This window comes from Streptococcus sp. SS4, assembly GCF_030440125.1.
Lineage (GTDB): Bacteria > Bacillota > Bacilli > Lactobacillales > Streptococcaceae > Streptococcus.
On record NZ_JAQFJM010000001.1, the window covers coordinates 192738 to 209033 of the forward strand.

Below are 16296 nucleotides of genomic sequence, written 5' to 3' on the forward strand. Positions count from 1 at the left end.
AATTGTGGAGCGAACTTTTTGGGTTCGCTCCGTTTATATTTCGCCGATAAAACGGTAGTGCAGCTCAATCCGAACTTGTCGAGATTTTCCGCGACCAGTCGGCTGGTGGACGACAATTTTATCGATTAGCTCGTTCAAGATTTGCGGTGTGAGTTTTTCGAGTTTAGTGTAGTTTCGAATGGTTCGCAAGAACTTTTCGATATTGCCAGCCGACTCAATCTCGCTATCCAGCACCTCTCGACTTTCTTGGATTTGCTGGGTCAATTGTGCCTGTTCATCTTCATAGCCATCCGCTAACTTTCGAAATCGTTCATCTCTAATATCTCCCAGAAGTTGCTTTTCATAAAGCCTTTGGATAATGGTGTCCAATTCTTCAGCTCGCTTTTCAGCCTTGAGAAGTGTCTTTCGAAGGCTGTTTTGTTTCTTACTTTCCTGAATATTGAACTTAGCCTTCAGTTTTTCGAGCAAACTTTCTTCGCTTAACTCAAGCGTCGAAATTATCTGGTTGAAGTCGTCGAGAATCAATTCCTCCAAAATTTCTTTGCGAAGATAGTGCGAACCCGAACAGGTCTTGCCCACACGCTCGTAGTAAGAACACTTGTAATGGTCGAGATTAACATCGACTTTTTGTTGTGGGCAAAATGTCAATTTGTGTCCATTCTCGCAAAAAACCAATCCTGCGAAAATATTTTCATGTCCAGGCTTGTCCTTCCAATTGTTTCGCCTGACAACTCGCTTATGTCCAAGCATTTTTCGAGCCAAGGCAAAATCTTCTTTCGAAATAATCGCCTCGTGCGTGTCGGGGAAAATCAGCCAATCTTCTCGAGGTCGCAGGCGACAATTTCGCTGTTTGTAAGAAACCTTGGCAGTCTTGAGATTGATAGTTGCGCCTGTATATTCCTCCTTTTCGAGCATCTGGCAAATCATTTGGCTTTTCCAGTGATAAGGGTCGCTTTCTAAAACTCGATAATTCGAAACACCCAACTTTTTCTTATAATTAGCTGGCGTTAGAATTTTATCTCTTCGAAGTCCGTTCGCAATCGAGGCGATTGGCTTTCCTGAAAGATACTCCTTAAAAACTCGCTTCACAATTTGGCTGGCGTAGTCGTCAACCAGCCATTCCTTGGGATTTTCTGGATTTTTGAGATAACCGTATGGCGCAACCCAGCCAATTTTCTCGCCCGTTTTTGCCTTAGTATGCTTGGATAGTTTAATCTTCTCGCTACACTGCAAGCTATACCAGTTGTTGAAAAGTGAAACTAGTGGCGCAAGATAAGCGTCCTGACTGCTGCGTTTGGAGCTATCCAGATTTTCATTCAAGGAAATAAAGCGGATATTTTTCGAAGGGAAAGTAATCTCAGTCAGCTGTCCAGACAAGAGGTAATCTCGGCTAAGACGGCTCAAATCTTTCACTACAAAATTCGAAACTCTGCCAGCTTGAACTAAGTTCATCGCCTGTTGGAAAGCTGGACGCTGGGCGTTTGAACCCGAAAATCCGTCGTCGACAAAGAACACAGGATTTGTCAAACCCTCACGCTGGGAAACTTGGGTGAGAATCTGCTTTTGGTTCGAAATCGAATTGCTTTCGCCTTCCTTGGCGTCTTCGGCGGACAAACGGCAATAGAGGACTGTGATGTTAGTTAAGTTTTCGAAATTTAGGCTTGTCCATTCTTCAATTGTCAAAGTACTTTTATTCATAAGTGTCTCCTTTCGATTACACCTATAACCCACTGACATGATAGCTTTCTTGGCGCGAAAAGTCCAGTCATTCCTCCCTCAAAATCAACCTCTCCAAAATCTGCCTCAGAGTCTTATTTCCGCTGAACTTTCGGTGGATAATAAAGGTGGCGCGCCCGATTTTCTTGTGTTGTTCTTTGAGTTCTTGCTCGTTTTTATTCATCGCTGTCTCCTATCACAAAATCTGGAAATTCTTCTAAAGTTATCACTTCAAAAAGCGTCCAATAACTGTTTAATTCCTCTTGAATACGGTTTTCAATGGCGGTCTGTCGCTTGTGGTCTGGTACTACCCACACGACTTGCGGAAAAATTCCAGTTTCGCGTTGTTCGATTCCCGTGTTGAAATATTGAATGTATTTCTTGCATTGGTTAACAATCCGATTCAAACTTTCCGTGTCTTTATCTAACTCCAAAAAGAAGCTGAATTCTTCTTCATTGCCGACAACCAGCTTAGCGTAAGCGTCGGGCTTGAGCGCCACATTCTGCGTGAATTTGGCAAAACTTCGATGCGAGACAGGTTCGAAAGAGAATGTTTCGAGTTCGATTTTTCCAAGACGCTCCAACTTTTTGAGCTCGACATAGACTTGCGTAATTCCCAAGGTGTGTTCCAAATGGTGGGCGGTTGGTTCATATCGGTTGCGAAATCTCACTTGAATTTGCGGATCGTTCAAGCGCAAGTGTTTCAAACCTGTTTTGGTAATAGACCAAACATAGGAACCGCTCCCAGCTCGCCTGCCACCAATTCGACGCTTGAGATGTGCGATAAATCCTGCTTCGAATAGGGTTTTGGTCGCAAGATTGGCTCGCCGTGTGGCAGTTCGAGGCGAGAAACTATCCGCAAAATACAAGTCTGCCAGCTGGCGAGTGGAGACATAGCGACAGTCTTTTAACAATTTGAGAATGGACAATTGAACATCGCTGAACTTCATTATTCTACCTCCTTTTTGCGTTTTTGCCTGCCGACTTTGTCTGGTGGCGGTGTAGAATTGGTGGTCTTTTCACTGAAAAGTTGCACGAATCCTTCCTCAATATCGCTAGTGTTGGCTCCATATTTCGCTAGGCTTTTGGCATACAGAGCGGTCAAATCTCTAAACTTTGCAGGTGGTGGAAGCGTCGAGCCTGACACCCAGCGAAATTCCTTGCCGATAAGTGGCAATTTGGTATAAACCTGAAAAGTCGGCAAGGAGTGAAAATCTTCTGGCCTTAATTCAATCGTTTCGCTGGCTATATCTTTGGCTTCACTCATACTCAAACCAAATACAAGTCGATTTTTGCAGTTGGTTTTAATACTTTGTCTGAGATCAAGAGGTAGTTGCTTCAAAAACTGGTTGGCTAAAATCCAGCCTACACCAAGACTTCTCGACATCGAAAGAGCGTCGTCGATAGAGGTCGGGAGTTTGATAAATTCCGCCAGCTCATCTAAAAAAAAGTACATGAAGTGGCGTTTTTCGGGCGGAATACTGGCCCTTCGAAGCGTCAGTTGCCAGAGACAGCCAATCACAAGCGCCGTGATAAACTTGGCATTTTCTGCTCCAATCAGTCCACGGTTTAAGGGAATGAGCAGAACTTTTCGATTTGTGAAGAGCTCCATTAGTGAAAAGCTGGTCTGGCTTTGTCCAAAAATCGCTCGAAGTTCTGGTCGAAGGAGAATTTGACGCATTTTATTCAAGACGGGCGAGATAAGCAAGTTTCGCTCGCTTTGACTCATTGTTTCGAAACTTTGCCAAAAACTCTGCAAGAACGGGTCAGAAATTCTACCGACCATTTTCTGTCGAAAGGCTTTGTTGGTCAAAAGCGGAACTAGCATCACGAGGTTGGCTTCTTCGGATTTTGCCAAAGTCAGAAAGCTGTGGCTCAGTACATCAAGCGTTCGAATCCCAAAATGGTCTGGGAATAACTCCTTGAAAACAGTCAGAAGCATATCTGCCACCAATTCTTCGCTGACACCGAATTTGGTCAGCTCAAATGGATTAATGCCAATAACTCGCTCATTCATACTTGGGTCAAGCAGAACCAAATCTTCGTCGCATCCTTCTGGAAACCTCTCCAAGACATCTCGAATCAAGTCGCCTTTTGGGTCGATGACCACCGCCGAATATCCATTTTTGATGACCTGTAAAATCAGATTGAGCATCACGGTCGACTTGCCAGCGCCAGTTCCACCGAGTAGATGAAGATGGCTAAGCAAGTCCAGTGGGCGGATATTTAATGGCGTTTTCTTTACACCCAAACTCTCCGCCAAGCAAAAGCCGTTCTGGCGTTTCATTCCGATTGGTGGTAAAATAGTTTTAGGTGCTAATGACGGCACACCTGCAAGTTCGTTCTCGCCAGCTGGAAGTAGAAGGAGGCTGGCGAGCTCACTTGCGGAAAGTATGGTCGGAAAGTGCCAAGGGACTTTGCGGCGATGAAAATCATAGGCAGAAGAATGATGCAGTTCGACACTTGCGCCGTTCGAATCTAACATTCGAAGACTGCTTAACAATGTTTTGCGAATGAGATTTTCTCGAACACTATCTTTTGCGCTAATTCCAACACGCACAATGGTTTGAAACTGGGCTTGCCTCAGTTTTTCTTTTACCAATTTTTCAGAATCGGAAGAGAGCTTTGGGATATTGCCCGAAATACACTGCCACCAAGTTGGGTTAATAGTGAGCTCTTTTGGGATTGGCTTTGGTGAGCGAGACTTGCCGACAATGATTTGAATTGTTAAGTTTTCTTCTGGCTTGAGAATTTTGCAAAGCGCCAAGGTCGAGCGGGTCATATTTTCGGTCGCACTTAGTTTGAGTGAAAAGCAGGAATGCTTCACGCCAAGATTAAAGGCGGAACTTGGCTTTTTGTGCTTGAAGCGTTTGGCATCTTCGAATTGAACTTGGTGATGTTGGCTCATCATCTTTTTGAGGTATTTGTTGTCTCCGACTTCTGTTCCCAAATAATATTTGATACTATTCGGCTTGATATGAATTTCCCATATAAACGGCTGACGGCGTGTAAAGCCTGAAAGCTGATTCATAAAGTTCTCCACAACACCAAAGTCGAAAGGACGAAACCACTCCACTTCTTGCCAGTGAAATTGTTTGGGTCGTTTCATGTTATCTCCAATCTTTTTTATATCTGATAATCCTAACCATCAGCCAACCACCAACTATTGCGCCGAAGATAAGGACTAAATATCCCCAAACTTCAAGTAAGAGATGAACAGATAGATTGATAAGGTAGGCTAGCAGAAAGAATATCAGAATGTATTTAATTAGTTTCATCATTTGACGGTTCTTGTTCGGAAATTTGCGTAAAATCTCGAGGATTTTGGGAATACTCTGGCACAGGATAACCTGGAATCACCACATTGCTCTCGATTTCATTTCCCCAGACGCTCCAGTTTTTGTCTGACGGAACTGGACGGCGGGCAAACAATTCCAAGTAGTCGCCATCTGAGCATCGTTCGATGATGGCATATTGTTCTTCGGGTTTGTGGCTATGGTCTTGAAGTGGAAAGAATCCCCAGTTCATTTGTCCTTTAAACTTTATCGGTGCTTTGCCTCTGGTGCAAAAGAAGACTTGTTCGGTGCAATTTCGAAGATAATTACCCAAACCAAGGCGTGGTTTAACCCAAGTAAAGAGAGATTTTGGCTCGAAACCCCAAGCTCGGATAACTTCATAAGTTTGTTCGAGAACGGCTGGATATGTCCAAATCCAGAGGTGGGCGTTTTCTTCGACTAAGTCCTGGATGGGCATCTTTTTGATGTCTTCGACACTCATCAGGTCGTAGTGTGCGACTGCACCGTATTTGCCTTTTTGTGCGACTTCCCAAGGTGGATCTGCCAGCACAGTTTTGAACTTCTTTAACTGGTGCTTCGCCCGATAACTTGAAATAATATCTTTTAGCTTTTCTTCTTGTTGGTTTGTCATAAAGCATTTTCCTTTCTGTCTTGAAAGACGCTCTCAGAATAACGCAAAGTGGCGAAAAGGCGAACCATAAGCGTCATCTATTTTTGGAGCGATGCGAATGGATGAAACAGAGGTCAATTGGGTGATTTTTGCCTCATTTGTTGGCTGTTGTAGAAAAGGCAACACCCCCTTCCTTTCGATGGGATTTTAGGACTTTCGAAGCTGTTTCAAAAGTTGGGTTTGGGCGGACAAATAGGCTTCGTTGACGGCTTGCTTGTCTTGGAGGAAGTTTGCTAGAGCAATGTCTTCTTCTGAATAAATAGGTTCTGCTTCAACTTCTTCAGTCTTTTGGTCTTTATCCGTAAATTCCAGATAAATCCCCAAAAGGCAGAGAGCGAGGATACTCGCTCCAACGCCGAGAAGAAAATAGAACAATGGTTGTGTCATGGTAGCCCCTCCTTATCTCAATCTCTGAACAGCCTTGTAGGCGAACGATTGAAGAACTGCGTGGCAGAACGGCTTGGCGTCTGGCGTTTGGCTCAATATTTGGTCTTCTAGCTTTGCCAGCTCGCCGATTTTGTTCAGAATATCTGCGGTAAGGAGTTGGTTCGCTTGAACTACTGCCATATCCTTCGACAAGTCCTGCGCCAGCTTGAGCTGATATGGACTTACCAAAGTTTGGAGTGGCTGGGTGTTGTTGGTTTGAGGTGTTAGGGTCATAATATCTTTCCTTTCATTCGCAGGAACATAAGCATGTTCCTATTCCAAGTTTACAACGATTTATTTGTTTTGTGAATACGATAAAGCTGATAGAATGCGTACGCACAGACTAGGAAATATGGCGTGAAGAGCAATACCTTGAGCATCTTACTGTTCTCCTTTCTTTTTAGTTGGTTTTTCTGAAATTTCCTCCTTCCCATCACACCGTACTCGAGTTGGGGGTGATATAATGGTATTAGCTACGTTGCCTATCTTAGATGTGTGCTATATTACTAATATCTATCTGAAATCCCCAAAGAACTCTATCGGATTTGTTCTTCGGTAATTTAAGTATAGAGTAGGAATAGATTTCCCGCTAGGTATCAAAAAAATCTCCAAATTTCATTAGATAGATTAAGGATTTCAATAGATTTCAATCAGACTTAGGTTTGGAATTTATTGATTATTTACGCAATAAACGTTAAAAGGGAGGTCACAATACATGAGAGTTATTACTTTTGGATGGTTCTGTAAGTTATTTAAAGCTAAGGAGTTGAGTGGTTATCCATGTAATCAACTTAATTTTCTAAACGACATAATTGAAGAAATAATTATTTTTGGAGATAACTCCACATATATAAAAAGAGTAAGAAGTGAAGCTACGGCCAATAGAATTTTTAACAGTAAAAAGGATATTTCTGATAACTATTCTAATGCTATTACTATTTCCAATGTAGAGGAAGAAATTGCCAGGCTGGCAGGTGGTTTTATAGAAGTTATTACTTCAAACAGTAATTATGATATTGATTTGAGAGGTTTTTACGATGAGGCTAAAGAGCAAATAAAGGGCGTAAACTCTTTCCGAAAGGCTCTTGGGGTAGAAAGATATGAATCTCTTATAGATAAAGAGAGTGAATATTTTTTAGCGGAGTTATTGATTTATTTAATAAAACTTATTCCAAACAATAAAGAGTATATTCAAGAAGTTCAGAAATTGCCAGACTCCGTTTATGATAAAAACGGAATGTATGAGGTTCAGCATAGAGCATTAAATATGCTAAAAGATTACATAATACTATCCGACTATCAACAGATTATTGAACTAGGAATACACAGAGAACTTTCAAACCCTGTAAATGTAAATAGACAATTAGTCTTTACTGTAGACAACCTGTTTCCTTATTTGAATGGTTTTGTAGGGTTATATCTAGTGAGTCCTGATAAATTAACTTTTAATGAAACTTTTAGCTCATTAGAGGCTGATTTTGCCACCAATTGGTCAATTCCTCTGGTAGGGTTATTAAATTTTAATGAAAATATTTTCGATCTTAAATTTATTTATGAATCTTTTGTAGTGAACGGCGATACGATAATGGAACAAAATGTAGAGCCATTAGAAAGATTCTTTATAAATGAAAGACAAGGAGAGATAATGTATGCTTTTGGTTGGTTTGATGATTTTCGAAAAACATATAAATTTCTAGACAGAATAATGGAGATGGGTGCTCATATGGTGTATATGACAGTTGAGATGCCTAACGGAATTATTAACTATGAGAAATTCGTATTTACAAAATTAGCAGTGGAATTTTGGGAAAGATATAATTCGTTCAATAGAGAGAGTGGAGAGTGTAAACAAAAGATAATTCTAGATGGGCGAGGAAATAGATTTATTAGAAGTGGTTTTATGGTTCATTTGCTAATAGATTATACTCCAGTTTTGGATATTGCTGGCTCAGATAATTATAAAAAAGTCTTAACCAAATATATGTCGCACGCAAGCTATATTGACAAATATGAATAAATATGCTAAAATAGTAATGTTTCTCTATATATTATAGAGTCTGCTTACTTGTCGGGTAAAATGCAAATTTTAGCCCACTAGACAAGGAGTGGGCTATAGAATATGAGGAGATGTAATTTATGACTCTAGACAGATTCAAGAAAGTAGTTTGGCTTGATACTGCTACTGAGCCTTTTGCGACTCGAAGCATAGCAAGGCGTATGTTGTGCTATGACTTCGACTACTCATTTATAAATAGGGTTACAGGGTTGTCAACAGATGAAATTGCCGACTTGGATGATAAAAATAAAAAATTGTTTTTATCAATAGAAGAAATGTACTGCAATCTATCACTTCTAGTAGAAGCCGAAGAAGATCCTGCTTATATTTGTTCTGGCGAACATCCTATTGAAGCATTTTCAACTATAATAGGAATAACATCAGAGCAATGGAGGTTATTCTATGGTGATTATCTTAAAAATAAAAGGTAATACACTTAGTCCACCTTGAGTGGGCTTTTTCTTGTCTCAAAAAATCGCTTTCAATATGCTATAATATAGTTAAAACATAAATCCGAAGAGAGCTCTCTTCCTTAGTTATATTCATAACTAAGGAATCTTAATAGCTCCTTTGATGAAAAAAATGAGAGGAAACCTAAGGTTATGAAGCAAGAACTAGAGCGACTACTATTGCAGAAGGAAGAATTTTTAGTAGAGGGCGCGCTAAACAAGAATAAACTGGCAGAACTGGCAAGACAATATGATTCTATGTTACTCAATCTTTTGATGAGTGAGCCTACTATTTCAAACCACTTTTTCAGCACACTTGAAGAAGGCATCTTGGTTTTCAAAAAGGATACTTTTCTGCAGTTCCTCAATAATAAGGAGTTCTTGCCTGATAGCTTTACGGCATACAAGACCAAGATTGGGCTTGCGACTAGCGATAATCGCTACTTGTCAGAAAATAACGAAGTTGTCCTCAATTTCCCTTATAAAGACTGTGTATTAGAAGGCGGGCAGACCAAGGACGACGCCAAACGTCAGGAGATTTTCTTTAACGAAACCCTTGCGCCAACGGAAATCAACCGCCTTTTGGATGATAAAGTACTGACTAATTTCAAACGATTTGACTCTGATGGCGAGCATGAGGTGACAGAACTGAGCGATACGGATAACCTTATCATCAAGGGGAATAACCTCGTTGCTTTACATAGTTTGAAAAAACGCTTTGCAGGGAAAGTGAAGTTGATTTATCTTGACCCACCTTACAATACAGGCGCAGAAGACACATTTGATTATAATGATAGCTTTACTCGCTCTACTTGGTTGACTTTTATGAAAAATCGTTTAGAAGTAGCAAAAGAACTCTTGTCAGAAGACGGTTTGATTTTTGTCCACATTGATGTGAGTCGTGCTAATTCAAGTAGAGTTGTAGGGACTGGTATGCAACCGTATTTGCATATACTGTTAGATGAGATTTTCGGAGAAAAGAATTATATAGGTACTCTACACTGGAAAAAGAAAAAGCAACCATCGTTTTTGAGCAGAATTGCTGGAGTTATGGAGACTATTTTAGTTTTTGCTAAAAATGAAAATCGAATTAAAAAATTGTCAATTTCAGGGTCTACTGATACTACAAAGCGTGTTGATAATGTAAGTAATCCAGAAAGCGAAAGGGTAATTTTGGCTGGAATTGCATATAAAGGAAAAGAACAGAATACTATAATAAAAGCTGGAATCTATAAAAATAAGACCATGTCAGTTACTTTTATGCAAGATGTTGTCGTAAAAGATGGAATAACTCAAAATGAATTTTCTGCGAGAGCTCAATGGAGAACTTCTCAAGAAAATATTACAAAATTTGCAGAAGATGGGTTGTTATACATAACATCAGCTAATACATTTAGGAGATATGCTTCAGAGGAGGAGTTAGGAAAAGAGAAGTCGATAACAGACTTGTTGTTAGATTGGGGGCAAAATCAAGATGCTACCGATGAGATGAAGGCTTTGTTTGAGGATAAAGTTTTTAGCACTCCAAAACCTGAAACACTTTTGATGAATATTATTAAGTCTCATACAAACGAAGGTGACTTAATCCTCGACTTCTTCATGGGTTCGGCAACTACTCAAGCCGTCGCCCACAAGATGAACCGCCAGTATATTGGCATTGAGCAGATGGATTATATTGAGACCGTTTCTGTGGAACGCTTGAAAAAGGTTATTAATGGAGAACAGGGCGGTATTTCCAAAGATGTCAACTGGCAAGGTGGTGGTTCATTTGTCTATTGTGAGTTGAAAAATGATGCTCAAGATTTTAAAGAGTCGATTTTGAAAGCAACCACGACCGAGGAATTGCTTGAATTATTCAACACAGCAAAAACGTCATCCTTCTTGTCTTACCGCATTGACCCTAAAAAATTGAAAGCAAGCGAATTTGAAAAACTATCTTTGGCGGAACAGAAACAAATTTTGTCGGAGATTATCGACCACAATAATCTCTATGTCAATTATAGCGATATAGATGATCAAACATATAATATCTCTGAACAAGATAAACGTTTGAATCGTGCCTTTTATGGGGAGGAGTAAGTATGGAGTTTCTATATGAAATCTATAACATGGCAAGTGCCAATGGTTTTATTGACTTCAAGGAAAATGTTCCAACCAAACTTGAGAAAAACCTCAAATACCCTCTTCGTGCCTACCAGAAGGAAGCCTTGGGGCGGTATTTATATTACAAGGAAGATACCAAAAATCGATTAACCCCAGAGCATGTCCTCTTTAATATGGCGACGGGCTCGGGTAAAACGCTACTTATGGCAAGCCTTATCCTTGAAAAATACCAACAAGGGGAGCGTAACTTCATCTTCTTTGTCAATAATGACAATATCTTGACTAAAACCCGTGATAATTTTTTGACGGTAGGAGCTGGCAAATATCTCTTTGCGGAAAAAATCGAGCTCAACAATCAAGTTGTGCCTGTGCGAGAAGTCACGGATTTTTCAGACAGTAATCCGAATGCGATTAACATTGTCTTTACAACGATTCAAAAGCTCCATCAAGATTTGAATACACCAAGAGAAAATCGACTTTCTTACGAACAGTTCGAAGATATTTCGGTGGTGCTTTTAGCCGACGAAGCTCACCATCTCAATGCAGGGCTGAATGCTGGCGAGAAGAAAGATAACACCAGCTGGACGTCAACCATCGAAAATATTCAAAAGACTGCTAAAAAGTCTAGCCTCTTAGAATTTACAGCGACCATTGACTTAAACAACAAGGATATTGCCCAGAAGTACGAAAAGCACTTGATTTACAAGTACGACCTGAAAGAGTTTCGTTTGGATAAATATTCCAAGGATGTTCTCTTTCATCTGGTGGATAGCGACGTGTCGGCACGTATGCTTCAAGCCATTCTCATCAGCCAGTTCCGCAAGAAAATAGCACTCAAAAACGGTATCAACTTGAAACCTCTAGTCATGTTCAAATCACAGAAAATTGCAGAGAGCAAGGGCAATCTGGATAGTTTTTTGGATTTGTTGACAAATCTAAGTGTGCAACAAATTGTCGCTCAGCGTGAGTTAGCCCAAGATGGCATTTTGAAACAAGCTTTTGACTTTTTTGATCAATCAGGGTTATCAGACCAAGATTTGATAGCAGAGCTACAAGAAGATTTTCGTCTCGAACGCCTGCTCTTGATTGATGGGAAAAATAAAACTAGCAATAGCTTGGTGGAATTGAATACACTTGAAAATCCTGAAAATGAGATTCGAGCGATTTTTGCTGTAGATATGCTCAACGAGGGCTGGGACGTACTGAATCTCTTCGATATTGTCCGTCTCTATGACACTCGTGATGGAAAAGTAACCAAGAATGGCTTTGTGGCGGGTTCAACGACTAACGCCGAAAAGCAGTTGATAGGACGTGGTGCTCGTTATTATCCATTCGTCTTTGATGGATATCCGGACGAGAAATTCACTCGAAAATTCGATGAAAATGAACTCCATGAATTGCGTGTTATTGAGCAACTTCATTATCACTCTGCTAACAATCCACGCTACATTTCCGAACTCAAGCAAGTCCTGCGTGAGTCTGGTATTTATGATGACCAAAATTTGGTAGAGCGTGAACTGCGACTGAAAGACAGTTTTAAGAAAACTCGCACTTATACGGACGGGCTTGTTTGGATGAATAAGCGTTTAAGTAGAAAAGAGCTGGTTGAAAAGCAGCAGCTATCTCTCTTGGATGATTCCATCATTCCGACTCGTTTTAAGTTAAGCCTGCCAACGCAGTCCAGCCGTGATATTGGTGCTTTTGAGGGAGATGATTTTGCTTTAGTGTCAGAAAATATCGTTAGCTTGCCGTACAAGTTTGGCAAGAAGATTGAACCACATATTGTTCGAGCTGCCATCAATCGAAATAAAGCCTATACCTTCGAAAACCTCATAAAGGCATTTCCTGGTTTGGTAAGCCTTGATGGTTTTATCACGATGTTACAAAACATTGACTTGACTATCGAGGGAGACAAAAAGGCGGTTGATAAACTTAGCCAAGAACACAAACTTTTTATCGTTGAAAAACTCTTACACTATATCGAAAAAGACTTGGTGGCACTTGAAGAACGATTTTATGGCTCAAATGAGTTTACGGCTTATAAGATTCAAGATTTGTTTGAAGCCAATATCAAGCGGAAATTCACAGTTAATCAGCAAAGCGATGCAGAGTTCGGATTATCTCAGAAAAACCGCACAGAAACCCAGTATTTCGAGGATTTGGACGCTTTTGATTGGTATGCTTATGACGACAACTTTGGAACTGACGAAGAAAAAATGCTGGTTCGAGTAATTAAAGAATTGATGGCAGACCTAGAAGAAAAGTGGACGGATATTTATTTGCTTCGCAATGAAAAAGCCGTTAAGATTTATAGCTTCGAAGACGGACGTGCTTTCGAACCTGATTTTCTGATGTTTGCGAACGATAAGAAAACGGGGAATGTCTCGTGGCAGATTTTCATCGAACCAAAGGGTGGCCAGTTCTTAGATAGCGACAATACTTTTGAAAATAGCAAGGAAGGTTGGAAACAGAAATTCCTTCTACAAATATCTGAACGAGATGAAGCTAGAACGCTGGTGGATGATGATCGCTATCGCATTATTGGCTTGCCGTTTTATAACCATACTGTGAGTGAAGAGTTAGTGAAGGAAGAGTTGAGAGGATTGTAAATAATGGGTGAGATAGTTATATGATTTCAAGGATTGTTCTACAAAATTTCAAACGATTTCCTTCTACGGAAATTTTATGCAATGGCGGTAAAAATATTTTTATCGGCGAAAATGGCGCAGGAAAATCAACGCTTCTCCAAGCCATAGGACTAGTGTTAAGCGGTAGTCATTCTCAAATTGAAAAAGTTAGCCTTGCTAGTCTAATGAACTCAACATCTGTTTCGAAATTTTTAGCCGAAAAAGGGAATTTTAGACAACTTCCAGAGACCTTTATTGAGTTATATTTTGATGAGAATAATCCAGAAATAGCAGCAAATTACAAAATTGAAGGCGTTCATAATTCAAAAAAGATAAAGGCGTATGGAATTTGTCTGAAAATCACTCCCAATTCTGATTACCGTCAAGAAATTCAGGAAATTCTAACGGGCAACGCTTGGAACGTCTTTCCGTATGAATTTTACAAAGTTGAGTTTTTGACGTTTGCTGGGGAATCGTACTTTTCTCACTCTAAGCCGTTCAAATTTTTGTATAATACCGTTAACACAAGCTTGATAGATACAAATCAAGAAACTCGGAAAAGAATTGATGAGGTCTATTTGAGCTCTATTAATGAAATGAATCGAGCTAAGGTTAATAATAAATATAGAGAATCCTCACTTTCATTTATAAACGCTCTACGAGATGATAATTTAATAGAGTCAGTGGATTCGGAATTTATGCTACACTTCGAAGAATCTGAGAGAACTTTCAGAGACACTATTTCTGCTGCAAAAAACGGAGTGGATATTAAAAATCTCGGTCAAGGCGAAAAGGTGCTATTGGGTGTAGAAAACTCTTATAAATCTTTAAAAGATAGGGTTAAAATATTATTGATTGAAGAACCTGAAAATCATTTGAGCTACCTAAATTTACAAAAACTAGTAAATACACTAAGCGAGGATACGAATGTTCAGGTATTTATCGGTACACACTCAAATATGATAACCTCAAGACTTGGCGTTGACAATTTAATATTTGTTAACGAGGGTCAGACTTCGAAAGTTACTGATTTAAGCCCTGATACAGTTAAATTTTTCAAAAAATCAACAAACCAAAATCTTTTGAATTTTATTCTGTCTAAAAAAGTTATCTTAGTAGAAGGAAACGCTGAGTATATTTTGATGGAAAAGTTTTTCGAAATTATTCACTCTGAGGATGCGTCGAATTGCGGTGTAGCTATTATCTCTGTCGACGGCCTAAGCTTTAAGAGATATTTAGAAATCGCAAAAGGTTTTAGTGATAAAAAAGTTGCAGTAATTACAGATAATGATGGTGACTATAAATCGAAAGTGCTGGATAGGTATTCGGAGTATGATAGTTATGACAACATTAAGGTGTTCTCTGACAGCATCGACACCAATCGTACGTTTGAGGTGTGTCTATATAATAAAAATTCAGATTTAATAGATTCTTTAAGCATCGCCCTTACTGATAACATTCAAGAATTTATGCTTCGAGAAAAAGCAGAGTTTGCGCTCAGACTATTAACAAAATTTAATGATAATGATTCATTACAGGAATCATTCAATATTCCAGATTATATTAAAGAGGCTATAGAATGGGTGAAAAACGATTAATTCATGCAGTTGCTGGAAGCGGAAAAACAAGAACGATAATTGAAAAAGTACAACCTGAAAAACGGAATCTGATTATAACATATACAGAAAATAATCAGGAAGTTCTAAAAGATAGGCTTTGTGAGAAGTATGGGAACATTCCAGAAAATACTCATATTTTTGGAGTATTCGAATTTCTCTATAATTTTTGTCTAGTTCCTTACTTAGGTAGACGACCAAAGGGGATCATTTTTGATTACCAAAAAACGGACCAATATGATAATAGTTCTGTAAGCAAAGATGGACGAATTATTCACAATCAACTCTCAAACTCTCTACTAAAGGGAGAGTTGACTATAAACAGAAAGAATATTGCATTCGATAATAGTTATCTGGATAGAATTGATAAATTTTTTGATTATGTATTTATCGATGAATGTCAAGATTTTGAGTCTGACGACTTCAAATGGATGCTTAGTTTGTCGGATCTAAAAGCCGATGTATTTCTTTTAGGGGATTTTTATCAAAAAACATTCAGTACATCAAAAAGAGGTAACACAGGAAAAGGAATTCATTCAGATATAGACAGGTGGCTAGGAGAGATTTCTAAGGCTGGATTCGAAATTGATACAGATACTTTATCTCACAGCCATAGATGTCCAATTGTTGTCTGTGACTTTATCTCGTCAAGATTAAGGGTATCTATCCACTCTTGTTCGGAAGAGGTGGGTAGCATTGTGGAGTGTTTTGATGATAATGCTGCTATCAAAGAAATTATGGAGAATGACGGCATTTTAAAGTTATTTTACCAAAATTCCTCCACTTATAAATGCTTCAGTCAGAATTGGGGAGAGAGTAAAGGAGGAGAATTTTTAGATGTGTGCGTTGTTTTAAATAAAAAAACACTTGACTCTTTTCAAAAGCAACCCCTTTTAGAGCTAGCACCTTCTACTAAATCAAAATTCTATGTTGCGTGTACTCGAGCTAAAAGAACCCTATATTTCATACCTGAAGCTAGTGTCTCAGATTACAAAAAATAACTTTCGCACCGCCATTCGCTCCGAGTGATTTGAGAATGAGCGACTACGCCCGACACAACGCCATCTTTCAAGCAAACCATCAGGTGACTTACTGCGTATTCTCCTTTTTTTTCGTCAGCTTTGGACTGATTCAATAATCGAAGTCGGCCGAGAGGACTCTCATAAATTTAAGCAGGAACCACATTAAGGTTTCTGCTTTTTCTTCATGCCGAACATTCGTCGACTTTTGACACCCTTTGACAAGCTAACAGATTTCTATTGTAGAGCTTGTTGAGCTAAACAAAATCTATTCTAAAATTCCTGAAACTGATGTAAATTTTACTCAAAAATCTCTTC

13 protein-coding genes are annotated in these 16296 nt (G+C 39.3%); 6 read left to right on the forward strand and 7 right to left on the reverse strand.

All coding sequences use genetic code 11. The features are described 5' to 3' along the window. Nucleotides 1–33: 33 nt before the first annotated feature. The 7 genes from PCY16_RS00930 to PCY16_RS00960 form a co-directional block, all read right to left on the reverse strand. On the reverse strand, nucleotides 34–1698 hold the full coding sequence (locus PCY16_RS00930) for a recombinase family protein (protein WP_038675048.1): 1665 nt from the start codon (nucleotides 1696–1698) through the stop codon (nucleotides 34–36). A gap of 67 nt (nucleotides 1699–1765) precedes the next feature. Next, nucleotides 1766–1900, reverse strand: a complete 135-nt coding sequence (locus PCY16_RS00935) for a hypothetical protein (RefSeq protein WP_257001906.1) — start codon at nucleotides 1898–1900, stop codon at nucleotides 1766–1768. Next, nucleotides 1893–2666: a replication-relaxation family protein gene (locus PCY16_RS00940; RefSeq protein WP_060775836.1), complete on the reverse strand. Its 774-nt coding sequence runs from the start codon at nucleotides 2664–2666 to the stop codon at nucleotides 1893–1895. The genes PCY16_RS00935 and PCY16_RS00940 overlap by 8 nt, the downstream gene beginning before the upstream one ends. Next, nucleotides 2666–4825 (reverse strand): type IV secretion system DNA-binding domain-containing protein, encoded by a 2160-nt coding sequence (locus tag PCY16_RS00945; protein ID WP_038675054.1) that lies wholly within the window; start codon nucleotides 4823–4825, stop codon nucleotides 2666–2668. Before PCY16_RS00945 ends, PCY16_RS00940 begins: the two co-directional genes overlap by 1 nt. A 155-nt stretch (nucleotides 4826–4980) precedes the next feature. Next, nucleotides 4981–5562: an MT-A70 family methyltransferase gene (locus tag PCY16_RS00950; protein ID WP_263405615.1), complete on the reverse strand. Its 582-nt coding sequence runs from the start codon at nucleotides 5560–5562 to the stop codon at nucleotides 4981–4983. A gap of 267 nt (nucleotides 5563–5829) precedes the next feature. Beyond that, nucleotides 5830–6069 carry a hypothetical protein gene (locus PCY16_RS00955; RefSeq protein ID WP_038675055.1) on the reverse strand — a complete coding sequence of 80 codons (240 nt, stop codon included), beginning with the start codon at nucleotides 6067–6069 and terminating at the stop codon, nucleotides 5830–5832. Between the two features lie 12 nt (nucleotides 6070–6081). Beyond that, the gene (locus PCY16_RS00960; RefSeq protein WP_038675057.1) at nucleotides 6082–6342 is read right to left on the reverse strand and encodes a hypothetical protein; all 261 of its coding nucleotides are present in this window, start codon (nucleotides 6340–6342) and stop codon (nucleotides 6082–6084) included. A gap of 481 nt (nucleotides 6343–6823) precedes the next feature. Here PCY16_RS00960 and PCY16_RS00965 point away from each other — a divergent pair, with 481 nt between their 5' ends. The 6 genes from PCY16_RS00965 to PCY16_RS00990 all read left to right on the forward strand — a co-directional run bounded on the left by PCY16_RS00965 (nucleotide 6824) and on the right by PCY16_RS00990 (nucleotide 15960). Then, on the forward strand, nucleotides 6824–8125 hold the full coding sequence (locus tag PCY16_RS00965) for a hypothetical protein (protein WP_038675059.1): 1302 nt from the start codon (nucleotides 6824–6826) through the stop codon (nucleotides 8123–8125). Nucleotides 8126–8244: 119 nt separating this feature from the next. Beyond that, entirely contained in the window at nucleotides 8245–8595 is a 351-nt protein-coding gene (locus PCY16_RS00970) for a hypothetical protein (RefSeq protein ID WP_038675061.1), read from the forward strand. 171 nt (nucleotides 8596–8766) lie between these two features. Beyond that, entirely contained in the window at nucleotides 8767–10692 is a 1926-nt protein-coding gene (locus PCY16_RS00975) for a site-specific DNA-methyltransferase (protein ID WP_038675063.1), read from the forward strand. 2 nt (nucleotides 10693–10694) lie between these two features. Beyond that, nucleotides 10695–13325 (forward strand): DEAD/DEAH box helicase family protein, encoded by a 2631-nt coding sequence (locus tag PCY16_RS00980; RefSeq protein ID WP_038675065.1) that lies wholly within the window; start codon nucleotides 10695–10697, stop codon nucleotides 13323–13325. Between the two features lie 20 nt (nucleotides 13326–13345). Beyond that, complete coding sequence (locus tag PCY16_RS00985; protein WP_038675067.1) at nucleotides 13346–14941, forward strand: ATP-dependent endonuclease; 1596 nt, start codon at nucleotides 13346–13348, stop codon at nucleotides 14939–14941. Next, nucleotides 14923–15960, forward strand: coding sequence for an RNA helicase (locus tag PCY16_RS00990; protein WP_038675069.1), 1038 nt, complete (start codon nucleotides 14923–14925; stop codon nucleotides 15958–15960). The genes PCY16_RS00985 and PCY16_RS00990 overlap by 19 nt, the downstream gene beginning before the upstream one ends. The last annotated feature ends 336 nt before the right edge of the window (nucleotides 15961–16296 follow it).